Origin of the sequence: Cohnella sp., assembly GCF_041640265.1 — a bacterium.
Classification (GTDB): domain Bacteria; phylum Bacillota; class Bacilli; order Paenibacillales; family Paenibacillaceae; genus Cohnella.
This window is the reverse complement of record NZ_JBEQAP010000007.1, coordinates 115,660-138,794: the sequence shown is the minus strand read 5'-3', so window position 1 is coordinate 138,794 and position 23,135 is coordinate 115,660. Positions and strand designations below refer to the sequence as shown.

Here is a 23,135-nt window from a genome sequence, read left to right as displayed (position 1 = left end):
CGTTCATCTCTGGTTTATTTTTCGTAGTTTTACTATAATACGAATATGAGCCATACAAGTAATTAATATATTTTACAGGAGCTATAGACGACATCTATGACAAATAACTACGAATTGTACAAAGTTTTTTATTGGGCAGCGAAAATGGGCAGCTTAACACAGGCCGCCAAGGCTTTATATCTCACTCAACCGAGCGTTAGCCACGCCATTAAGCAGCTTGAAGACAACTTCGGCATCACATTGTTTTATCGCAATTCAAAAGGCGTTGCACTTACACAAGAGGGTACCATCCTGTATTCCTATATCGAGAAGTCTCAGATCTTGATATCGTTGGCAGAAGAGAAAATGGCCGCGCTTAAAAACTTGGACAGCGGCGAGCTTCGGATAGGCGGAAGCGACTCGCTGTTCAAGCATTATTTACTTCCATACTTGGAAGACTTTCATCAGAGGCACTCCAGCATCAAGCTGCACTTGAATCACGGTACGACTCCGGAAATCATCGCTTTCCTGAAAGAAGGCAGAATTGATTTGGGCGTCGTCCGCATGCCGATCATCGATTCGCAGCTCGAAGTGAGGGAGAGTTTTCAACTACAGGATTGCTTTGTGGCGGGTGCCCGTTATGCCGAGCTTCAGGACATGGTGCTATCGCTCGATATGCTCCTGCAGCACCCCGTCATCCTTTTCTCCCGGAATAGCCGGGCTCGAATGACGATTACGGAAATTTTTCAAAGCTACGGCCATACTCTGAAGCCTGAAATCGAGGTTGGAAGCGTGGATCTTCTCATCGAGTTCGCGCGAAGGGGACTCGGAATTTCTTACGTGACTAGGGAGTTTGTTTCGGGTGAGCTGGAGGAGGGTTCTCTCTTCGAGATTAAATTAGACGTGCCGCTGCCGCCCTCTCACGTGGGGATTATGACGATGCGAAACATGCCGCTTACCAGCGCGGCAAGCAGATTTATTGAAATGATTCGGTAAACTTGGCTCCGAATACTTCATGCGATATCTATGAGGAGCGATTTTGAACCGTCCTTACCCTTCCGAAGAACTTAACAAAACCAAAACTTAGCAGCACGATGGAGAAGAAAACCAGCCCTATAATTTCAAAGTCAAGATCAACAGTAGAATAGAAGAAAGTGAATGTGTTATAAAACGCAACTCCATAGGCTAAGGTTACGATTAACCAGCCCATCATTCTTGAAGCTTTTCTACCTAATTTACTTGATTGGGTAAGCATCCGATGTGTAAGCCATGAATTTAGTGTATCTGTAATCATCATCCCCAGCATAAAGGCAGGACCTAGGATGAGAGATAAATAACCGCTGGAATTAACCGCGGCTAATGACCAAACTGCCGTTTGACTTACTGTTTCCGCAGCAAGAGCGAATAGTCCACCGATTAAAATGATTAAAAAAGGATTCGTTGTTTCACGCAGCATACGAGGAATAAATCTCCCTTTAATGCCTTTAACATGATACTGGCTATCGGATGCCCTTGTTCTCAGTAAATTAATTAAGTTATAGGTTCCAATAGCCAGTAATGATATAACGGCAATCCACATAGCAAACGTACCAAAGTACGAGGGGAATTCGAAGTTTCTAGTAAACAAACCGAGAATAATGGCGATGATGGCTACGACCAGTCCATGTCCGAATGAAAATAGAGTGCCTACCCAACGAGCAATAGGGCTACCTGCTTGCCAATTGTATCGTGTCTGGCCATCAATAAAGGCGAGATGATCTGCATCTAAGCCATGGCGTATTCCTAAGAAAAAAACAATAAGGATTAAAGTAATTTCTTCCAAGAAAAATTCCCTCCCACAGGATAGGTTTAGATTAGGCAATAAAACGATCAAAGCTATGCGGCTTCAATATAGCGGGTAATTCAATCAGATAACCAGCATCTGCCGATTTCTTAAACCACTCTAATAAAGCAGCATATTGCTCTTCGTCTGCAAGGCCGCCAATCCAGAGTTGCATATCTCTCGTTATAATCCCTATCACATTCTTTAGGTTACAGGGGCCTAGGCAGCCTGTAGTCGAGAGCTGTAAAGCTTTATGGAGCGATAATTGTTTCCAGCTTTTCTGCAGCCACTCCAATGGAACCGGAGCCGCGCCTTTGTCTTCACGACCACAACAGCAGCCTGATGCGCATATTAAAACTTGACCCCAAATTACAGCCATGTTGTTTTATTCTCCGCTCCTGAACGTACAGTCGGATTGGGTTCCGTATCCGGGTAGCCGACAAATATAGTACCGATAATTTTCTTGTTCTCAGGTGAACCAATCAATTGATACATTCGTTCATCACGTACCAGGCCAATTCCTCTTGTTCTCCATACCAAACCAAGACCCAGCTCCTTAGCGAACAGCCACATGGAATGAATAGCACAAGCTGTTGCATACTCATTGTCCTCTGAAGAGGCTTCATCTCCTGGAATGATATCCGAAGTTACCACAATGACAAGCGGTGTTTTCTCCAGCACGATCAACGATTCCTGGATCAAATTAGGTTTGGTCGGAAAACGCTCCTGCAAATATTCCCTCGCCGCTACTTCATAACGCTGCTTAGCTTCCCCGCGTATAACATAGAAATGCCACGGCTCTCGCAGACGATCGTTCGGTGCCCAAGTAGCAGCCTCCAGCAGCTTTGTAATTTTAGCTGTCTCTACCTCAAGGGGCAAATAGTTTCTGACTGCTCTACGTTCTTTCAGAGTTTCTGCGATATTCATTTAGGTGCTCCTCTTCCATTCATGAGTTCTTTAGATTTAAAGATCAGACATTCATCAATCCAACGCTGTACCATATCCGGCGCCGAAGCAAAATGAAAGTGAATGTAACCTGCAACCACATTTAATTGCAGATATCCTTCTTGCTTGGTGCCTCTTAACCCTTTGGTTTGATAGGCAGGCTGAATTTCTTGATCTTCCTTCGGTTCAAATACTGAATAATGAAATTCATGACCTTTGGCCTGATCTAACGGCCCCAGAAGGAAATTCTCCGTGCTGCCGGTCATTTCACGATAACCCAGTGCCGCTAGCTTACGCTGCATCTTTACTTTTCCCGGAACTAATCCGACCATCTCATAGCTGTTTCCTTGTGTATCTATGATTGCCTCACTTAAATACATAAAGCCTCCACACTCTGCGAGGGTAGGAAGTCCGGCTGAGATCTTCTTGACTATTGAAGCTTTAACGTCTTCATTGCGCATTAATTGCTCGGCAAATTCCTCAGGAAACCCCCCGCCAATATAAAGCCCGTCCGCATCTATGGGTAAAGCCTCTCCAGCCAGCGGTGAGAAATAGTGAAGTTCTGCACCGTATGCTTCTAATAGTTCCAAGTTTTCCGGATAATAAAAGTTGAATGCAGCATCTTTAGCAATCGCTATCTTCACCTTTGCCCGCAACGGGATAGAAGGAAATAAAGTTTCATTAAAAGTCACAGGCTTGCTCGAAGATAGCTCGATGAGCTTGTCTAAATCTATGTTGGCAGTGACTAAGTCAGCAAGCTTATCAAATAAAGGGGCTAGCTCCCCTCTCTCAATAGATGGAACTAATCCCAAATGCCTTTCCGGAATTTCAATCAAGTCTTCACGTTTTAGATAACCCAGTACGGGTACATGGCACTCTTGCTCTATTGCTTCCTTAACAATCTTATAGTGTCCCTCGCTGCCGACTTTATTGGCAATCACGCCAACGATTTGGATTGTTGGGGTGAAACATTGAAAACCCTTTACAATGGCCGCAGCGCTACGCGCCATACTCTGGCAGTTAACTACAAGAATGATTGGGGCATCCAGAATCATACTAATTTCCGCAGTACTTCCTTCGTTTGTAAGTGGGCTCTTCCCATCATATAGACCCATTACGCCTTCAATTACACATATATCTGCGTCCTTGCTGCCACGGCAGTAGATTTCCTTCACTATCTCGTGACTGAGCATCCAGCTATCCAAATTCCGTGACACTCTTCCTGTGACGGCTGTATGATAGCTTGGGTCAATATAATCAGGTCCGCATTTGAAGCCTTGAACCGCATAACCCTTCTTGCGCAGAGCTGCCATCAATCCGATAGTCAGCGTTGTTTTACCTACGCCGCTGCCCGTCCCAGCAATGACTAGTTTTCTTTCCATCTAAGAGAGCCTCCAAACTAAATAAAACTATTGATAGTGAATCATTCCGACCGAAATTGTCACGTTTCCTGACTTCTTCTTGTTCACTATAAGCTGCTTATTACCGCTATATAGCTTCGCTGCAGGCTCGCTGACCGCATAGGCTCCTGTATACTTAAACACAGTTTCCGAAGGATCTTCTATGGAAACTTCATTCAGTTGGTCGGCAGAGTAACATACCATCTCCCAGCCGTACTTCTGACAAACCTCAAGCAACCCTGCTTCATCCTGCTTAAGATCAATCGTGCACAACGCTTTTACGCTGTGGATTGAGAATTGCAATTGTGCCAGTGTCTCACGGATAACCGATTCAATTTCTTCTGAAGCTGTACCTCTGTTACAGCCCATGCCGATCACGAGGACCTTAGGACGGTACAACACCCCGTTGTCTAAAATGCTTGTTTCATCCGGTTGGAGTATACGATGCGTGACAACCAAGGCGGCGTTCGGCTTTGCCAGGAAGGCCTCAGCTATACCATTGAAAACATGTATATAGGGTGGCATAGCACTTGGATGAAGCCACCAATTCCTTTCACCCGACTCCTGAACAACCGCAATTTTCTCTTCATTTACAACTGCCGCACTAACCGGTGTAAGCTTATCTTCCGATTTCGATTCCCATTGCCAACCAAACCGGCGACCGAACAAATCAACGGCTATCGTCTTCTGTACATCTGAGGCTGTGGTAATTACGGGCCTTGCGCCAATAGCTGCAGCCACCTCCAGCGTCAGTTCGTTGGCTCCGCCTAAGTGGCCGGAAAGCACACTAATGACGTGTTCTCCCTTATCATCGATGACGACAACACCTGGATCTGCCTTCTTATCTTTTAACAATGGGGCAATCATGCGAATAACAGCGCCTAGTGAAATAATGATGACCAGACCTTTATACGCGGGAAATAAAGCGGGAAACAACAAACGGACACTGCCATCGAACAGCTGAATATTCCGTGCTTCTTCATCGCCGCGCTTAAATTTCCCCATATAATACAAGTCCGCATGGGAGAACTGATTTTGCAGCTTCCGGGCAAGCTCTACACCATGCTTCGTAATCGCAACAATTGCATAATCGGCTGTTCGCTGTATAGATGGAATTTCTCCCTCCAGCAGATGGATGCTCATGTCTTTACCCCTCTGCGGAAGCGGTGCGTAAACTCCTTGTCATAGAGCTTGGATTTGTACTCTTCCTTGTTATGTATGTCAGGGTCCAGCGCCCATCCTGCAAGAATCATGGCATGGGAACGAATTCCATGACGCTTCATATCTTCTTCCAGGTGGGAGAGAGTCGTACGTACAATCAACTGATCCGGCCAGGTGGCTCTTTGCACCACAGCAACCGGAGTATCCACGCTCCAGCCGGCTTCCTCGAAATCCTTAACAACCCTTTTGGTCAATGTCGCACTTAAGAACAAGGCAATTGTGCAATGATGTGATGCCAAATCTCGTAACCTCTCAAGTTCCGGTACAGGTGTTCTGCCTTCTGCTCTTGTGAGAATCAGTGTCTGGGTTAACTCAGGGATCGTTAGCTCAGCCCCAAGAACAGCCGCCGATGCAAAAACAGAGCTCACTCCCGGAATGATCTCATAGCCAATCCCTTCCTTCTTAAGCAGCGCAATTTGCTCCATAATGGCTCCGAATACAGCAGGATCTCCCGTATGGACTCTCGCAACCATTTTCCCCTGTTTAACCCGGTCCGCCATAATGCGAACCATCTCTTCCAAGTCCATGCCTGCGCTTTTCAACACTTCTGCACCCGGCTTTGCTTTGGCAATCAGCTCTTCATTGACCAGTGAGTCGGTGTAGAGGATAACGTCCGCTTCCTGCAGCAGTCTTAAGCCTTTTACCGTTATTAAGTCCGGATCCCCTGGGCCTGCACCGATTATGTATATTTTCATTATTTTCTCACCACCATTAAGGTTAGGTATTCAAGCTCTCGGCCCGCCAAGCTTTCAACATTACGCCAAATCATCTCTTCAGATGACGTTACTTTTGTGATCACGGACGCTTTGTCTAAAATCTTTAAATCTCTCAGAACGGTCAGCATTAAATCAATGACTTTAGCTACCTTGATAAAGACAACGCAATCATGTTCTTCCAAAGCCTTGCGCATCTTATCATAGTCATTTGTTGCTGGCACTATCGCAATTTGATCGTCTCCGTCTGCCAGCGGTATTCCCAAGGCAGATGCAGAGGCTGTAATCGAGGAGATGCCAGGAACCGACCTAATCTCAACTTCTGGATGCTCTGCATTCATCAAACGCATCATATGAATAAAAGTGCTATAAATCATCGGGTCGCCTTCCGTAACGAAAGCAACATCTTTCCCTTCCTGCAGAAATCCCCATACATCCGCCACCGTCTTGGTCCATTGCTTCTCTAGCGCCTCTTTATCCTTCGTCATTGGAAAAGTAAGTCCCAGCATCTGCTTCTCTGCCGGATTCACATAGGCTTCCATAATGGATAGAGCGTAGCTTTTAGCGCCGCGCATCTTACGTGGATAAGCAATCACTGGACATTCCTTGAGAATACGAAATGCTTTAACCGTAATGAGCTCCGGGTCTCCAGGCCCCACTCCCAACCCGTACAATATGCCTAGTTTACTCACTTGCGGCAGCTCCTTTACTCAAACTGTCTTCATTGCCTTCCTGCTTCTTGGCTGTAATGATATACACAGGATTTAACCCCTCAAATCGATTCATATCCAATATAGGCTTGCTTCGCGAAACCTGCTGTAACGTAATCTGCGTTTTGAATCCTTCTTCCGCAAAAGCTTTATTCGCTTCATAAAGGTTTTCAATGGTGACCACATTTAGGACAATAACGCCATCTGCTTGCAGGCGACTGCAGCAAACGTGGAGAAGCTCTTGCATTTCTCCGCCTGTTCCCCCAATAAAGATGGAATTCGGATCTGGAAACTGTTCAAGACCAAGCGGTGCTTTACCATGAATAGCCGTAATGTCTGTGCGAAATCTCACCGCGTTCTGCTTGCAATTGTCCAGATCTGCTTCATTCTTCTCGATGGCATATACCTGACCTAATCGTGCAATACGAGCCGCTTCAATGGCCATTGAGCCCGTACAGGTGCCGATATCCCAGACAATGCTATCCGGACGCAAATTCATATTAGCTATACTTAATACTCTCACTTCTTTTTTCGTAATCAGACCCTTATCTGGCTTTCGTTGCAGAAAATGATCATCCTCTATGCCAAGAGACCATACAGGACCGTCAAATTGTTTCTGCAATATGATAACATTTAGCGCGGAGAACTCGGCCTCTGCCATCCCTTGCAGCGAGTACCAGCCTGTTTTCTCAAGACTTCCCCCCAGATTTTCCGCTACAAAAGCACGGTATTCATTCATCCCGTATTGGAGTAAATACTGAGCGATGACACTCGGACTATTCGCTGCATCTGTTAATAGAGCGATGACCTGCCGTCCGTCGATCCGCTGTGCCAGCCCTTTAATGCTGCGACCATGCACACTAGTCACGTAGGCATCCTGCCAAGCTAGTCCTAATCTTGCGAATGCCAGTTGTACTGAGCTAACATGAGGATAAATTTCAACATTGCCGAGTTTCTGGGTCGCATAGTTGCCAATGCCATAGAACAACGGATCTCCTGAAGCGAGTATGACAATCTTTCTTTCCTCTTGCTTTAATTGTTCAATAAGCTCAGATAGAGGCCCTTTAATGAGTCGCTTCTCACCTTTAAAATCGGTAAAAAATTGCAAATGCCGCTCCCCGCCTACCAGCACCTCACATTGCTCAATCCAATCTAAATAGAGAGGCAGTAAGCTAGCCTTACCGTTATCTCCGATGCCGATCAATTTAATCGCTGGCTTCACTTTAACGACTCCCTTCGTGCCCTTTTTGTCTCCAGCGTGCTCAACCTTGTATCTTCGCCTTGCCAAGCAGATCGGCTTTCATCGATATGATCACCGTCTCGATCTTCATCCCGCCTTCAACCTGCTTTAAGCTTTGTTGGCAGCAATATTCACAGAGCTTCTGGAAGAAGGTTTTATCTTCCAGAGCATTCATCATATCCCCTACTTGAGAGGCTGTATTCGCATTCATTATCTCGGCAACCAGCTCTTCCGATGCACCTGATTCAGCCGCAACCTGGGCCAGGAACCCGAAATCCACTGGAGCACTTTTAGAGTGTACATTCATTACCCCTTGAGCGACCTTCGAGAACTTGCCCATCATGCCTACCAATGTGATCTTTCTTACGCCTTGTCTCTTGGCCATTGTTAAGGCAAATCCAACAAAGTCACCCATCTCCACAAAGGCTTCCTCAGGCAGGTTTGGATACATCGCAATTCCATAGGTTTCCGTTCTGCCGCCTGTTGAGATGACCAAGTGATCGCAACCACATTTAACAGCAACACGAATGGCAAGTGCGACACTGGCCTTGTAAGCAGCTGTTGAGAAGGGAACGACCGTCCCGCGCGTGCCTAGAATGGATATGCCGCCCAATATTCCGAGCCGCTCATTAAGTGTTTTCTTTGCAATTTCCACACCATCCGGTACAGAAATGACAACCTTTACTCCTTGGGTAATATCGAATTCATCCAGAACTTCTTGAACGGCTTCATAAATCATTTTCCGCGGAACCGGATTTATCGCAGCTTCTCCTACTGCTACTGGCAGTCCCGGCTTCGTCACTCTTCCAACGCCGATACCTCCATCCAGCTCAACGCCAGACTTTCCAGTCCAAGTCACCGTAGCAACAATAAGTGCTCCATGGGTAGCATCCGGATCATCCCCGCCATCTTTAATGACAGCAGTTGTCGCCATATCCGATGTAAATTCACATTTTACGAGCTGGAAGGTTACATCTTCTCCAATAGGAATTCGAATACAGCTCTCACTTTGTCGGACCTGCATGATCAAGGCCATCAAGGCAGCCTTGGCCGCAGCAGCAGCACAAGAGCCCGTAGTATAACCATGACGCAGCGGCTTTGGATCTATGGTTTCCATCGTGTTATCCCTAACGCTCCGCTAATAATGAAATGGCATTCAAGGCGGCAACAGCCACAGCACTTCCACCCTTGCGTCCGATATTAGTAATGAAGGGGATATCTAGCTTCGCTAGTTCTTCCTTGGACTCCGCTGCAGAAACAAAACCTACTGGGACACCTATAACAAGTCCTGGTTTTGTGACACCTTCTTTAACCAAGCGAATGAGCTCAAGCAGCGCTGTCGGTGCATTGCCGATCGCGAAGATGCCTCCCTCAGCTTCAAGAATCGCTTTGCGAACCGATACAATAGCTCTAGTCGTATTCAGTCTTTTGGCTTCCGCCATGACATCAGGATCGGAGATATATACTTTAACCTCGCCGCCAAACTGTTCAATCCGTCCTTTACTAATTCCGACCTGAACCATCTGTACGTCGGCAACAACCGTTTTACCGCTGCGAATGGCTTGGATTCCTGCTTGAATTGCATCGGGATGAAAGACGAGACTGCGCCCCAACTCGAAATCGGCTGATGCATGAATGACACGTTGAACGACAGCATACTGCTCAGTTGTGAATGAATGCTCGCCAAGCTCTTCTGTAATCATTTCGAAGCTTTTCTGTTCAATTTCTTGCGGTTGTATGGTCAATGGTTTGAATTCTGTATGGAAATCCATTCTTTATGCCTCCTCTAACAATTGGGTGATATGAGTCAGTACAGCTGAGAAGTCTGAATGCTGATTGCCATAATCAACTGCAGGTCTGCCAATGATGATCGTTTCAATCCCTAGCTTTAATGCCGCCTCTACCTTCTCGTCGACAGCACCTGCCTTGCCGCTTTCCTTCGTAATCATCAGCGTTACTTTATATTGCTTGTACAAAGCGGTATTCAGTTCTTCTATAAAAGGACCTTGCATAGCCACGATATTCTTCTGTTCAAGTCCTAGCTCTTCACACTTCTCCATGTTGTCCTTGCGCGGAAGCATACGGGCAATCAACGTTGTATTCGGCAAGCCAAGAAGCTTATTCGTGAACACCTTCAAGGTTTTGCTGCCTGTTGTCAGCATGATTACGCCTTGCTTAATGAAAGCCATCTCCGCTGCTTGCTCGTAAGTATCGACATAAAATAATTGGGGATGGTCATGGTAGGATAACCTTTCGCGTTCATACCGAATGTAAGGCACGTTAGCCCTGAAGGCAGCAGCAATCGTATTCTTGGAAGCCTCTTCTGCGAATGGATGGCTCGCATCAATAACGACTTTAAAGCCCCCGCTAACTATTAGTTGTACAAGCTCGTCTTCATTCAGTCGGCCATAACGTACGGGTAACCCTGCTTCTTCCATTCCTTTGGCTGCATTCTCCGTTACAACGGAAGTAAGGAGATGATAGCCCGCTCCTTTAATCTGCAAGGCCAATTCTCTAGCATCGCTTGTACCCGCAACCACCAATATCAATAAAGTCCACTCCTTCTACTTTGCTTGGGCCGTTACACTCTCTTTTTTGTGGTCATGATCGTGATGATCGTGGTCATGGTCATGATCGTGATGATCGTGGTCATGGTCATGAGCGTGATGATCGTGATCGTGATCGTGATGGTGGTGGTGCTCAATACCGTCCATAGCAGCAATCCGATAATGGCACATATCGCAATTGACCTTCACTTCGTCTCTTACTGCTTCGTTAACCCGATCTTTAAGAATTTGCTTCAGAATCGGATGGAAGCCGAAATATTCGGCCATCGAGAATTGATGATGGGGATGCTTCAATTTAAACTCATCCAGTATGTGATCCATTCGATTAATTAAGATACCTGTAAATAAGAAATACGGTACAATGACCACATGACGAGCTCCGAGCTTCAAACACTTCTCCATGCCTTCCTCTATAAGCGGAGAAGTCACGCCAATAAAAGCCGTCTCCACCCATTTGACCTTCATCTTCTCCCACAGAAGCCGCGATATCTTGAATAAGTCGCTGTTCGCATCCGGATCACTGCTGCCTCTGCCGACAACAAGAATAGCTGTATCTTCCAGCTCCTCGTCCTTCCCAATTCCCACACCGCTCGTTCTAGAAGTTAGAATATCCAGAACCTTATCGTGAATGCCAATGGGTCTGCCATATATAAATTGAACGAGCGGATACTTAAGTTTGGCTTCATCAATAGCGGCTGGTATATGTATTTTGGCATGTCCTGCAGCGAACAGAATGATAGGGATAACGACAACTCGAGTTGCGCCCTTCTGGATACAAATATCTATCCCGCCCGCAATATTCGGCTTCTCAAATTCTAGGAAACAGGTTTCAGCAATCGGCTGATCTAAGGTTTCAATAACACTCTGTACAAAAGCTCTCACTTCATCGTTTCCATGAGGGTCCCTGCTCCCGTGCCCAACAAATAATACTGCGTTCATAATCATACCCCTCTCAAATTAGTCACCGCATATCGCATTCTCGATGACGAAGGTTGGCACCTCTTGAAATCGATAGCCCTCGAGCTTCTGTACTCTTCTGAAAAATTTATGAAAGCGCTCATTGGGATGTCCTTCCTCAATATAACGGTCGATAATCCGTTCAATGATGCCAACAAGATCCTTCGGTTCAATTCCTTCTGCAACAGGCTGGGCCGCGTGTGCATTTCTACCCACTGTTTTACCGCCTAAGAACAAATCAAATTTCTCCTTGCGATAGACAATGCCAATATCCTCACTAACTGCGTTGTAACAAGTCATTCCACAGCCATTAAAGCCTATTCTCAATTCCTTCGGAACCTTTAGCCCGCCGATCAACTGGTTAATCTCCTCCGCATAGGGAAGTGAATCCGCCTTCTCCAGATTGCAGAAGTCGCACGCCTTCAGTTGAACGACATCTCCAATGGGCTGCAGAAGAAAGCCCTCGCTCCTCAGCCTGCTGGTGATCTGTTCCGGATTGGCAACAGAGACTCGGACAATCAGTTGGTGATGAGGTGTATACTCAATGTCCCCCTCATCTCCAATAACTTCAGCCAACAGAGTCATTTGTTTGGCTGTAAATTTCTTATTGGCTAATCCCGGGCTTACCGCGAACTCCAGAATAGATTGTTGCTTGAAGGAGAGCTGTGGAGATTCAACTTGGGAGTACCGTTCCATTATTCCTTTGGACAGATTCACTAAATTTAGAGCTTCCAGAGCAACAGAGTAAGGCGTTGCCCATTCCGTTGATTCGGCATCACTTAGAGCAACATTGCTCTCATCCTCTATGTCCCACTGCTCCAAAGCCCATGGCTCTGCCTCACTTCGTAAGCGTTGATGAGGTTTTAATCGCTGTACATCGGAATTTAATGTGTACTTTCTCTGATATCCACGCGGAGTAATCATTAATCCTTCATATAGCAAGGTGGTAGAATTACCAATAATTACTGTGGTTAGCATTCCGATATCGTGATTAAGCATATCTTGCAAAGTTGTAATGACCACATGCTCACGATCGCGGTAAGCGCTTTTCACAATCCCCACAGGTGTATCTGGAGATCTATACTTAAGAAGAATTTGTTGTGTCTCTACAATTTGTCTAGTTCTTCGGCCGCTCCGCGGATTATACAGCGCAATAACAAAATCTGCTTGTCCTGCTGCCTCCACCCGCTTGGCTATTTGTTCCCAAGGAGTTAAATGGTCACTTAAGCTGATCGTGCAGGAATCATGCATGATAGGTGCTCCCAACAGAGAGGCAGTCGAATTAATCGCAGAAATGCCTGGAATAACTTCTACTTCCACACCCTCCGTACGCGACCATCCTTTTCCTATTAGAACTTCATATACTAACCCGGCCATTCCATAGACTCCAGCATCTCCACTAGAAATTACAGCTACTTTCTTGCCTGCTTCCGCCTGGCGAACGGCTTCTTGGGCACGACTAACTTCCTCTGTCATACCGGTACGGACTATCGTTTGGCTGCTTAGTAAATCTCTAATCAAATCTATGTAAGTGTTGTACCCAATCACGACTTCACTTTCCTGAATAGCTTCACGCGCTCGTTTAGTGATATGTTCGAAGCTGCCGGGTCCAAAACCGATAATATATAGCTTTCCTCTCAACCTTAATCACTCCCTTTTTATAAAGTATTCAAATGAAAGGCAATAAAAAACACCCCTAACAAAAAAATGTTAGAGGTGCCTGCACATTAATCTATGTAAATAAGCGTATTCACTAGAAATACCGTGCTTATTTCAGAAGATAAAGGGGGCTTCTAACACTCCCTAAATCCACGTAGGTCCATAGTGTTGTTGAAATAGGCAGGTCTCCTGACTTAGAATTTCTCCTCTGGCGCCTTCCCAAGTTTCCTCAGTGACATAAAACCAGAAGATAGCTAATGATCCATTAGCATTCCATTACAGTGGCGGGCCCGTGTCGGTCTATCACCGAACTTCCCTTTTAACCGGACTTGTTAATAGTCCAGCACCTATTTCCTTTATTATATTGCTTTAATGATACCATCTCTGCAAACACTTTGTCCAAGCAATATATTATTGTTCATTGTTATTTGCTTTTTCCTATAACTTTCATACAATATATGAATATTAAAAATCAGTAGAGGAGAAATCACAATGCTTACCGACAATGAAAAAACCGGAGTGTATAGAGCGATCTTCGAAAGAAGAGATATTAGGCAATTTAATAAAAAACTTATAAACGAACATACATTACAAAAAATGATATTAGCCGGTCATCATGCCCCTTCTGTTGGATTCATGCAGCCTTGGGATTTTATCATCATTAAATCACAGGAGGTGAAAGAGCGTTTGGCTAAAGTTTGTCAGAAGGAAATACAAGCTTTATCCATTCATTATGAAGACGAAAAGAAAACAAAATTTCTTACATTAAAGCTGGAAGGATTAAAAGAAGCACCGATAACCATATGTATCACTTGTGATCCCACTAGGGGAGGCGGGCATGTTCTTGGACGTAATTCTATTCCAGAAACAGACATTCTTTCGGTGGCCTGTTGCATCCAAAACATGTGGTTAGCTGCTTATGCAGAAGGAATTGCCATGGGCTGGGTTAGTTTTTATAAAAAACCAGATGTTCGAGAGATTCTGGACATCCCACCGCATATTGACCCCATTGCACTTATATCTCTGGGCTATACGGATCAGTATCCGACAATGCCGATACTTGAGAAAGAAAATTGGGAAAAAAGGCTGTCTCTTAACAGCCTCATTCACCATGATAGCTGGTTAAAGTAGGGAGATTAAAATCAGTTATTCTCAAATGCAGATGCCAACAAAGAGAAGTGGCTTCGATGTTCAGATATACATTGCAAAATCCGGACAAAGAAGTTACAATCCGCGATGAACACGTCTGTGAATAAGCACCAGAGCCTTCTTTCACGAATACCGGAAAGTGCCTGCCCACTTGACCATCTAATTCATCGGCACGCCGTCGATCATGCTGCCCTTGGCACGCTCGAACAACGCTTTAGACCGCGGATGTTCATCCTCAAAACTGAGGATTTCCGCTTCCAGCAGGCGGTTCAACCTATCTCTGTCAATCGTCTTCCCATTCACACATTCAGCCTCCATATCTTTAATTACGGTTGATAACCACCAGCTTGAGCTCCGTCATCTCCTCGATTGCGTACTTCACGCCTTCCCTGCCCATGCCGCTTTGCTTTACACCGCCATAAGGCATGTGGTCTACACGGAAGGTTGGAACGTCGTTTATTATCACTCCTCCAACCTGAAGACGCTCAGCCGCATCCATTGCCGTGCGAAGGTTCTCGGTGTAGATACCCGCCTGCAAGCCGAAATCAGAATCGTTAACCTGCTCAATCGCTTCATCCACCGAATCCACCTTATTAATGAGTACAATCGGAGCGAATACCTCCTTACAGGATACCCAAGCGCGGGAACCGACATGGAGCAGAACCGTTGGGCTCAGTACTCCTTCTTCCGCATGACCGCCTGAGGCAACAACGGCGCCGTGCTGCTTCGCTTGCTCGATCCATTCGAGCGAACGCGTCACATCCTTCTTCGTGATCAGCGCGGAAACGTCCGTGTCCACGTGGAGTGGATCTCCAAGCTTAAGCTGCTGCGCGGCTGCAACGAATTTCTCCGTAAACTCCGTGAATTTATCTCCAACAACGTAGATCCGCTGCAGAGAGATGCACACCTGCCCTTGGTAAGCGAAAGCCCCAGTCACACAGCGAGAAATGATCGGATCGACATTCACGTTATCGTCGATGATCAGAGCGGAATTCGACCCGAGCTCTAGGGTAACGCGCTTCAATCCCGCTTTGGCTCGGATAGAGGCGCCGACCTCCGGACTGCCGGTGAACGTGATCTTCGCCACTCTAGGATCCGTCACAATCAGGTCACCGATAACCTTGCCGCTGCCGGTCACGATATTCAGCGCACCGGCCGGAAGTCCCGCTTCCATCAGCAATTCACCGATGAAGAACGCCGACAGCGGGGTCTGATTGGCGGGTTTGAGGACAATGGTATTCCCCGAAGCAATTGCCGGCCCTACCTTGTGAGCGACTAGGTTCATCGGAAAGTTGAACGGTGTAATCGCCGCCACAACGCCCATGGGTTCCCGCACCGTATAGGCCATCCGGTTGTCTCCGCCGGGTGCGGCATCCATTGGGATTGTCTCTCCCTGGATTCGTTTGGCTTCCTCCGCGGCGAACTTGTATGTCTGTATGGTTCTGTCTACCTCGGCTAAGGCCGTCTTGAAAGGTTTAGCTGCTTCGAGCGCGATGATTCGTGCCCCTTCTTCTCTACGCAGTAATAGCAACGAAGAAAGCTTTTCCAGGATAGCTGCGCGCTGATGAGCGGGCATACGCCTCATGGTTTCCTTCGCCTGTTCCGCTGCTGCGATTGCCAGATCGACCTCCCGTTCTGTTGCGGAGGGGACTTGAGCGATCGCTTCCCCGTTGTATGGGGAATACAGGGTGACATATGTTTCGGCTTCCTTCCATTCGCCGTTAATGAACAGATGTTTCTTCATGCTGCCATTCCCCCTCAATCGTTCTTTAAACTTCAATTGCGCACAGGTTGCGAATGCAGCTCAGTGATCGCTTCCCCGATGATAGCGAGACCTTCTTGCAGCTGTTCGTCTGTCGTGACCAGCGGAGCTAGGAATCGGATTACGTTGCTGTGTACCCCCGCACTCAGCAGAACGACACCCTTGACGAAGCTCGACCGGATAATCTGAGCTGCGAGCTCCTTACCCGGTTTGCCTGTTTCCGGATCGATGATTTCGATCGCGCACATGGCACCCAGTCCCCGAACCTCACCTATACAAGGATATTGCTGCTGTAATACGCAAAAATAATTCCGAATCTTCTCACCCATCTTCCGAGCCCGAGCTGGCAGATCCTCCCGTTCCATTTTCTCAATGACCGCCAGGGCGGCCACGCAGCCTAGCGGGCTGCCGCCATAGGTTCCACCGATCTCACCCGGATTCGGCGCGTCCATGATCTCCGCTCTCCCCACGACCGCGCTAATCGGAAAACCAGCGGCAAGCGACTTCGAGAGTGTCATGAGATCGGGTTCAATTCCGAATATCGTGCTGGCAAACATCTCCCCCGTACGGCCGAACCCGGTCTGGATCTCATCGGCGATGAACAGTATCCCATGCTCACGGCAAATCTGGTAGATACCCTGAACGAACGACCGGAGCGGAACGATGAAGCCGCCTTCTCCTTGCACCGGCTCCATGATGACCGCCGCCACTTCCTCGGGTGCCGCCTCTGTTAACAGGAAATCCTCGAACTGCTTGACACAAAATTCCGAATACTGCTCCTCCGTCATGGCAGCGGGTCTTTGGTAAGGATAGGGGAATTGTGCCTTGTACGTGGATGGAGCGAACGGGCCCATTTGGAATTTGTAAGGCTTCACCTTGCTTGTAAGCGACATGCCGAGCAACGTACGGCCATGGAAACCCCGGGTGAAGGATACGATACCCGGTTTTCCCGTATATTTGCGGGCGATCTTGACCGCATTTTCAACCGCCTCGGCCCCGCTGTTCATGAACATGGCTTTTTTCGGGAAATTCCCTGGTGTGATCTGAGCAAGTTTCTCGGCCAACGCGACATATGGCTCATACATGCCGACATGGAAACAGGTGTGAAGATATTGGTCCAGCTGCTTATGCAGCGCCTCCACGACTTCCGGAGGACAATGTCCGGCATTAACCGTGCCGATAGCGCCTGCAAAATCCAGATACTGATTCCCGTCAACATCGTGCAGAACCGCCCCTTCAGCCTTGTGCACGAAGAGGGGATGATTGTTGCCCACACCCTTAGCCACGGCCTGCTGCCGTCTTTCGATAAGCGCTTGCGTTCGAGGCCCAGGGTTGTCGGATCCTCCGGTTACGAATTTTCGTGAATTGTCCATAGTCGTTTTCTCCTTTGTCAGGAACCATACCAGCCGATCGGTTCGACCTGGAGATTCGTGTTAATTTGCTTGACCTCCGTATATTCCTCAAAACCGAATGTGCCAAGCTCGCGCCCGATGCCGCTCTGCTTGTAGCCGCCCCATGGCGCTTCATTATAAGTAGGATGATAAGTATTAATCCAAGTAATTCCAGCTCTGAGCTTGCGGATCACGCGTTGAGCCTTAGCTCCATTGCTGGTGAATACCGCGCCAGCCAGCCCATAAATCGTGTCGTTTGCCATAGATACAGCTTCCTCTTCGTCCTTAAACGTCTGCACGACAAGCACCGGTCCGAAAATTTCCTCGCGCACGATGCGCATGTCGGACGAAGCATCGGTGAAAATCGTTGGTTCCATGTAATAGCCGCCCTCATATGCGCCCCCGATAAGCCGGTTGCCGCCGCAGAGCAGCGTTGCTCCTTCTGCCTTGCCAATCTCCACGTAACTCAGCACTTTGTCCAGATGCGCCTCCGAGACGAGCGGGCCCATTTCCGTTCCCTCAGCCATTCCGTCGCCAACCTTAATCGCCTTAGTCCGCTGGACTAGTCGTTCAATAAACCGATCGTAAATGGATTCCTCCAGCAGTAGTCGGGAGCCAGCCGCACATACCTGACCCGAATTGGCGAAAATAGCGAATAGTGCGTATTCGACCGCAGCTTCAAAATCGGCATCCGCGAAGACGATGTTCGGGTTTTTGCCGCCAAGCTCAAGCGATATTTTCTTCAGGTTGCCAGTCGCCGCCAGCATGATCTTCCTTCCCGTGGCGGTTCCGCCCGTAAAAGCGATCTTATCGACGTCATCATGGGCTGCTAGAGTTTGCCCGACCGATGGTCCTGCTCCTAACACAAGGTTGACGACCCCAGAGGGAAATCCAGCCTGCTCGAAAATACCAAATAGCTTTACGGCCGACAGAGGTGTGATCTCGGCAGGTTTAAACACCACCGTATTGCCTGCAGCCAGTGCCGGTGCAAGCTTCCAGGCCGCCATCAACAACGGGTAATTCCACGGAATAATCTGACCGCATACACCTATGGGTTCTCTAATGACCACCGCCTGCATAGGATCGGATACCTCATAGGTCTGTCCGTGCGGCTTCGTTGCCAAACCGGCGTAGTAGCGGAAGCAGGCGATGGAATCGTTCACGTCGAATTCCGCCTCACGCAACGGTTTACCGTTGTTGAGGGTCTCCAGTTTAGCGAATTCCTCCTTGCGTTCCTCCAGCAAATCCGCCGCTTTGAACAGCAGACGAGCTCGTTCCGACGCAGGGGTTCCCCACCACCCGCCTTCGTAGAAAGCTGATTTGGCGGCGGCTACCGCGCGGTTGGCATCCTGTTCCGCGCCCTCTGCAGACACAGCGATGACTTCGCCGTTGGCCGGATTTAGAATTTCCCGCGTCTCACCGGACAAAGCCCCGGTCCACTCCCCGTTTATGAACATCTTCAATTCCTGTGCTGCCATTGCTCCCATTCCTCCCCGGTTGGATATCATTAGCCCTGCTTGGGCTGCTGCTGCGTAATGCAGTGAATATTTCCGCCGCCCAATGCGATTTCCCGTGTGTTGACCTGCACAACCTTGCGATCCGGAAACAATCCGGACAATTGATGATAGGTGATCGCGTCATACCGGTCACCGAAAGCCGGGATGATGACGCCCCCATTGCAAATGTAGAAATTCACGTAAGACGCTGCAAAACGGGTTCCCGTTGCCCGGTTGTAGCTCCTCCTCGCCCGATCAATCAGCCTCGCTTCCTCATCCGAGATCGTCAGAGGATCGGGGATGTGAATCTTATGCACTTCAAGCTTCCGACCTTTGGCATCTGTTGCGCTGCTCAATAAATCGAATGCGTTACACAATAGCTCGTATTGCGGGTCGGCAGGATCATCCGTCCAGCTCATGGCCACAACGCCGGGCCGCACGAAGGCGGCCACCTCATCCACATGACCGTCTGTCTCGTCGTACCTCAAGCCGTCCTTAAGCCAAATGATTTTTTCGACACTCAAATACTCGTGCAGCCGCTCTTCAACCTCCTCTCGACTCATGTCGGGATTCCGGTTCGGGTTAAGCAGGCATTGTTCTGTCGTGATCAGTGTCCCTTCGCCGTCCACTTGAATAGCGCCGCCTTCGAGGATGAAGGACTGACTGTCGTAACGGTCTTTGTTTTCAATCTCTAACACTTTCTGTTTCACCAGAAGATCCTGATCCCAGGGAAAATACAGCCCGCCGTTTAACCCGCCCCAAGCGTTGAAGCCCCAATCTACGCCCCTGACATCGCCCACTCCGTTCTTGACGAAGGTCGGGCCGATATCTCGCATCCAAGCGTCGTTGGAAGACATCTCTATGATGCGGATCCGCGAAGGGAAAATGGAGCGCACATGCTCGTACTGGATCGAGGAGACTCCGATGGTAACGGGCTCGAATTCCGATATCGCCAAAGCCACTTCCACGAACGCATCCTGGGCCGGTTTCGCGCCAAGTCTCCAGGTGTCGGTTCGCACCGGCCACAGCATCCATGTACCTTGATGAGGCTCGAACTCGGCCGGCATACGGAATCCGTCTCTTCTAGGTGTGCTCTCCAAGGTCGCCGACATATTCAATCCTCTCCTTATGCCATTGTTCTGCTCAGTACCTGACGGAAAGTCGAGATCACTCGATCAACATCTTCCTTCGAAATGGTCAGTGGCGGTTCAATCCGGATAGTTTTAGAATTTATCAGCGTACCCGCCACCAGAACCCCATCGTCGAACATGCCTTTGGACACTTCGTAACCCACTTCGTCACGGTGGAATTCGATGCCTATCATGAGGCCGATACCTCGAATCTCCATGATTTTATCCTCATGGCCAATGCCCGCCATGCGAAGCTCTTCGAGAAAATAACGGCCGATTTCACCTGCTCGTTCGGGCAGGTTCTCCTCCAGCAGAACATCAATCGTCGCGATGGCGGCCGCGCAGGCCAACGGATTTCCACCGAACGTTGTCGTATGCATGAACGGATTGGGGAAGAAGCTCTTGAACACCTTTTCCTTTGCTACTACCGCACCAGCCGGGATCACACCTCCACCGAATGCCTTGGCTAGACAGAGAATGTCCGGAACGACGCCGTAAAGCTCGGAAGCGAACATTCGCCCCGTTCGGCCCATGCCTGTCTGTACTTCGTCGAAGACAAGAAGGGCGCCGTACTCATCGCATAATTCGCGGACCTGCCGCAAGTACTCCGGAGGAGGAAGAATAATGCCGCCCTCTCCTTGAATGGGCTCCAGAAGTACGGCGGCGATATCTTCACCCACCGCGGCGGAAGTCTGGAACGCGGTACGCATCGCTTCGATATCACCAAAGGGCAGATGCTTGAAACCAGGGATCAGCGGCAGGAAAGGCTTGCGGAACATTCCTTTGGCCGTTGCCGATAACGCGCCCAGTGTCTTGCCGTGGAACGAGCGCGTGGTAGATATAATCGTTGTCCGGTCGCTGTACATTTTGACCAGCTTTAGCGCTGCCTCCACACTCTCCGTTCCGCTGTTCGTGAAGAATGAATATTTGAGGTCGCCCGGCGTGATTTGCTCCAGGATTTTGGCCAGCATGGCGCGCAGCGGATCAAGGAGATCCTGGCTGTGGAGCGCTTGTCGTTTCAATTGATTCTCAACGGCTTTGACGACCTTCGGATTCCGATGCCCGACGTTGTAGATGCCGAACCCTCCTAGACAGTCGATGTATTCTTTGCCGTTCACATCCTTGAAGCAGGAGCCGTTATCGGACCATTCCACTGCGGCGAACTGGCCGCCCTGGGTGACCGTTTTCCGGTATTCGAGAAAACCTGGATTTACGTTCTCGCGAAACCCGTCGACCGTTTCTTTTGTAATCCAATCCGCTTCTTCCTTTGTTACTTCGTTCTTCTCGATCAGTTGCAGCACTTTCTTTATATATGATTTCGTTTCATCCGTTACTACGTTTTGGAGCCCGTATTCTATAGGATTAATGGACATCAAATTTCCCTCCCTGTTTGTGGTTCATGCTCTCGCGTCCCTTTTGAGCAAAGGGGCGTATGTTTCAGGCCGGCGATCTCTTAGAAAATGGAGCAGATGGCGCGCGAAGTCGATTTCCTTCAGATCTACTGTTTGAAGCAGGATTCCTTCCTCCATGTCCAGCGATTGCAGGATCTCGCCCATCGGATTGCTGACGAAACTTCCCCCGTAGAATGTCATGCCGTCTTCTTGGCCGACCCGATTCACTGCCGCTGCGAATACACCGTTGTAGATGCCGTGCGCAGATATCGCTTTTTCCCAGGCCCTTCTAGTGGAGAGTTCCGGGTAATCGGGCTCCGATCCAATGGCAGACGGGAAAAATAAAATTTCCGCACCCTGGAGTGTCAGAATACGCGCTGTCTCCGGGAACCATTCGTCCCAGCAGATACCGATGCCAATGATTCCGAACCTCGTGCGGTATACCGGATACCCCGTGTTGCCTGGAACGAAATAATACTTCTCATGGTATTGCGGCCCATCCGGGATGTGATTCTTGCGGGTAATGCCGAGAAGTGTGCCGTCAGCGTCGAATACGGCCGCACTGTTATAGTAAATCCCCCTGCCCTCCTTCTCGTAGAAAGGGGCGATCAACACAATACCCAATCGGGCCGCCAAGCCGCCCAGACGTTTCAAATTGTCATCTTCTGCTAATTCGGCGAACGCATACCCATCAGGCGATACACGCTGGGGAAAATATCGTGCTGCGTAGAACTCTTGCAAACAAATAATTTGTGCGCCTCTTCCAGCTGCCTCTTCCACTTGCTTAATCGTCCGATTTCTGTTCTCCGCGATATCCGTCCCGCAAGCTAGCTGGATGAGGGCGATCGTCACAAGTTCCTCGTTCATGAGGGCCTCAACTCCTCTCTATGAATGACTATCAGTCATTTTATTTCCGAAAAATGACCGGTTACCCGATCATCTTCCTTCCTATGGATTACTTCGCCGTCAAAGAACGGTGTACGAAATGAAACACCTCGGCCATGGACTGCTCCTTGGTCATGTCTTGATCACGGCCGATAAAGAAGCGCTCTGCCGCATTCTCTACCAAGTTTATGATGAGTTTGCTCGTCCATTGCACATTGGTCTGCGTAATAATTCCGCCTTGCTCAATACCCCGTTTCAATTCGGTTTCGAACCATTCGTAATACGGCTGGTAGATGGATTCCCAGATCTCCATTGAATGGTCAATCGCAAGACCGGAATAGCACAGTACGATGACATCCTTGTACTCATCGGTAATGTTGTAGATCGCCTGGATGAACGTTTGCAGAAAATCGGAGAAATCAGTGTGCTTCTCGGTATTTTCCTTGATCTTCTCCATGGTGATGGAAATTAAGTTCTGCGCGATAGCTGGGATCAGGGCATTCTTAGACCGGAAGTACAGATAGAAGGTGCCTTGGGCCACGCCAGCCTTCTTTACAATGTCGGAGATCGAGGTGTTGTACAAGCCTTTCTCTGAGATGATCTCAATAGCGGCTTGCAAAATCAACTTATATTTGTCTTGCGTTGCGATGCTCAATGAACGGCCTCCCGACTTTTTGACTGAACATCATTCATAATGTTTGTATCTCAAATATATAAT

At 48.4% G+C, this 23,135-nt stretch carries 23 protein-coding genes and 1 riboswitch; of the genes, 2 read left to right on the top strand and 21 right to left on the bottom strand.

All coding sequences use genetic code 11. The features are described 5' to 3' along the window. Positions 1 to 96 precede the first annotated feature (96 nt). Positions 97 to 975, top strand: coding sequence for a LysR family transcriptional regulator (locus ACESLK_RS07970; protein ID WP_373228684.1), 879 nt, complete (start codon positions 97 to 99; stop codon positions 973 to 975). Positions 976 to 1,003: 28 nt separating this feature from the next. Here the strand turns inward: ACESLK_RS07970 and ACESLK_RS07965 are convergent, their stop codons facing one another. From ACESLK_RS07965 to cobJ, 13 genes are read right to left on the bottom strand one after another with little or no spacing between them, the layout of a single operon-like run. Further along, the gene (locus ACESLK_RS07965) at positions 1,004 to 1,801 is read right to left on the bottom strand and encodes a HoxN/HupN/NixA family nickel/cobalt transporter (protein WP_373228682.1); all 798 of its coding nucleotides are present in this window, start codon (positions 1,799 to 1,801) and stop codon (positions 1,004 to 1,006) included. 31 nt (positions 1,802 to 1,832) lie between these two features. Beyond that, entirely contained in the window at positions 1,833 to 2,180 is a 348-nt protein-coding gene (locus ACESLK_RS07960; protein ID WP_373228680.1) for a (2Fe-2S) ferredoxin domain-containing protein, read from the bottom strand. Then, positions 2,171 to 2,728: a nitroreductase family protein gene (locus ACESLK_RS07955; protein WP_373228678.1), complete on the bottom strand. Its 558-nt coding sequence runs from the start codon at positions 2,726 to 2,728 to the stop codon at positions 2,171 to 2,173. The genes ACESLK_RS07960 and ACESLK_RS07955 overlap by 10 nt, the downstream gene beginning before the upstream one ends. Beyond that, positions 2,725 to 4,128 (bottom strand): cobyrinic acid a,c-diamide synthase CobB, encoded by a 1,404-nt coding sequence (locus ACESLK_RS07950; RefSeq protein ID WP_373228677.1) that lies wholly within the window; start codon positions 4,126 to 4,128, stop codon positions 2,725 to 2,727. The genes ACESLK_RS07955 and ACESLK_RS07950 overlap by 4 nt, the downstream gene beginning before the upstream one ends. Before the next feature lie 27 nt (positions 4,129 to 4,155). After that, on the bottom strand, positions 4,156 to 5,289 hold the full coding sequence (locus ACESLK_RS07945; protein ID WP_373228676.1) for a cobalt-precorrin 5A hydrolase: 1,134 nt from the start codon (positions 5,287 to 5,289) through the stop codon (positions 4,156 to 4,158). After that, complete coding sequence (gene cobM / locus ACESLK_RS07940) at positions 5,286 to 6,062, bottom strand: precorrin-4 C(11)-methyltransferase (protein ID WP_373228675.1); 777 nt, start codon at positions 6,060 to 6,062, stop codon at positions 5,286 to 5,288. Before cobM ends, ACESLK_RS07945 begins: the two co-directional genes overlap by 4 nt. Then, positions 6,062 to 6,772, bottom strand: coding sequence for a precorrin-2 C(20)-methyltransferase (cobI, locus tag ACESLK_RS07935; RefSeq protein ID WP_373228674.1), 711 nt, complete (start codon positions 6,770 to 6,772; stop codon positions 6,062 to 6,064). Before cobI ends, cobM begins: the two co-directional genes overlap by 1 nt. Continuing rightward, entirely contained in the window at positions 6,765 to 8,012 is a 1,248-nt protein-coding gene (cbiE, locus tag ACESLK_RS07930; RefSeq protein ID WP_373228758.1) for a precorrin-6y C5,15-methyltransferase (decarboxylating) subunit CbiE, read from the bottom strand. Before cbiE ends, cobI begins: the two co-directional genes overlap by 8 nt. A 40-nt stretch (positions 8,013 to 8,052) precedes the next feature. Beyond that, positions 8,053 to 9,147 (bottom strand): cobalt-precorrin-5B (C(1))-methyltransferase, encoded by a 1,095-nt coding sequence (locus ACESLK_RS07925; RefSeq protein WP_373228672.1) that lies wholly within the window; start codon positions 9,145 to 9,147, stop codon positions 8,053 to 8,055. A gap of 10 nt (positions 9,148 to 9,157) precedes the next feature. Further along, positions 9,158 to 9,802 carry a precorrin-8X methylmutase gene (locus ACESLK_RS07920; protein ID WP_373228671.1) on the bottom strand — a complete coding sequence of 215 codons (645 nt, stop codon included), beginning with the start codon at positions 9,800 to 9,802 and terminating at the stop codon, positions 9,158 to 9,160. Positions 9,803 to 9,805: 3 nt separating this feature from the next. Further along, the gene (gene cobK / locus ACESLK_RS07915; protein ID WP_373228669.1) at positions 9,806 to 10,579 is read right to left on the bottom strand and encodes a precorrin-6A reductase; all 774 of its coding nucleotides are present in this window, start codon (positions 10,577 to 10,579) and stop codon (positions 9,806 to 9,808) included. A 15-nt stretch (positions 10,580 to 10,594) separates the two neighbouring features. After that, positions 10,595 to 11,536 carry a sirohydrochlorin chelatase gene (locus ACESLK_RS07910; protein WP_373228668.1) on the bottom strand — a complete coding sequence of 314 codons (942 nt, stop codon included), beginning with the start codon at positions 11,534 to 11,536 and terminating at the stop codon, positions 10,595 to 10,597. Between the two features lie 18 nt (positions 11,537 to 11,554). Next, positions 11,555 to 13,195: a precorrin-3B C(17)-methyltransferase gene (gene cobJ, locus ACESLK_RS07905; RefSeq protein ID WP_373228667.1), complete on the bottom strand. Its 1,641-nt coding sequence runs from the start codon at positions 13,193 to 13,195 to the stop codon at positions 11,555 to 11,557. 180 nt (positions 13,196 to 13,375) lie between these two features. Further along, positions 13,376 to 13,579: riboswitch (cobalamin riboswitch) on the bottom strand. 126 nt (positions 13,580 to 13,705) lie between these two features. On the opposite strand from cobJ, the gene bluB reads away from it, so the two are divergent. Then, the gene (bluB, locus tag ACESLK_RS07900) at positions 13,706 to 14,344 is read left to right on the top strand and encodes a 5,6-dimethylbenzimidazole synthase (RefSeq protein ID WP_373228665.1); all 639 of its coding nucleotides are present in this window, start codon (positions 13,706 to 13,708) and stop codon (positions 14,342 to 14,344) included. A 177-nt stretch (positions 14,345 to 14,521) separates the two neighbouring features. On the opposite strand, the gene ACESLK_RS07895 is transcribed toward bluB, so the two are convergent. The 8 genes from ACESLK_RS07895 to ACESLK_RS07860 form a co-directional block, all read right to left on the bottom strand. After that, positions 14,522 to 14,665 (bottom strand): hypothetical protein, encoded by a 144-nt coding sequence (locus ACESLK_RS07895; RefSeq protein ID WP_373228663.1) that lies wholly within the window; start codon positions 14,663 to 14,665, stop codon positions 14,522 to 14,524. A 19-nt stretch (positions 14,666 to 14,684) separates the two neighbouring features. Then, positions 14,685 to 16,106, bottom strand: a complete 1,422-nt coding sequence (locus ACESLK_RS07890) for an aldehyde dehydrogenase family protein (RefSeq protein WP_373228662.1) — start codon at positions 16,104 to 16,106, stop codon at positions 14,685 to 14,687. Positions 16,107 to 16,138: 32 nt separating this feature from the next. Continuing rightward, a complete protein-coding gene (gene gabT, locus ACESLK_RS07885; RefSeq protein ID WP_373228661.1) occupies positions 16,139 to 17,497 on the bottom strand; it encodes a 4-aminobutyrate--2-oxoglutarate transaminase in 1,359 nt (452 codons plus the stop codon). Positions 17,498 to 17,514: 17 nt separating this feature from the next. After that, the gene (locus ACESLK_RS07880; protein ID WP_373228660.1) at positions 17,515 to 18,993 is read right to left on the bottom strand and encodes an aldehyde dehydrogenase family protein; all 1,479 of its coding nucleotides are present in this window, start codon (positions 18,991 to 18,993) and stop codon (positions 17,515 to 17,517) included. 29 nt (positions 18,994 to 19,022) lie between these two features. Then, positions 19,023 to 20,123 carry an agmatine deiminase gene (aguA, locus tag ACESLK_RS07875; protein ID WP_373228659.1) on the bottom strand — a complete coding sequence of 367 codons (1,101 nt, stop codon included), beginning with the start codon at positions 20,121 to 20,123 and terminating at the stop codon, positions 19,023 to 19,025. A 14-nt stretch (positions 20,124 to 20,137) separates the two neighbouring features. Further along, entirely contained in the window at positions 20,138 to 21,514 is a 1,377-nt protein-coding gene (locus ACESLK_RS07870; protein ID WP_373228658.1) for a putrescine aminotransferase, read from the bottom strand. Between the two features lie 24 nt (positions 21,515 to 21,538). Beyond that, positions 21,539 to 22,399: a carbon-nitrogen hydrolase gene (locus ACESLK_RS07865; protein WP_373228657.1), complete on the bottom strand. Its 861-nt coding sequence runs from the start codon at positions 22,397 to 22,399 to the stop codon at positions 21,539 to 21,541. 88 nt (positions 22,400 to 22,487) lie between these two features. After that, complete coding sequence (locus ACESLK_RS07860; RefSeq protein WP_373228655.1) at positions 22,488 to 23,072, bottom strand: TetR/AcrR family transcriptional regulator; 585 nt, start codon at positions 23,070 to 23,072, stop codon at positions 22,488 to 22,490. Positions 23,073 to 23,135: the final 63 nt, after the last annotated feature.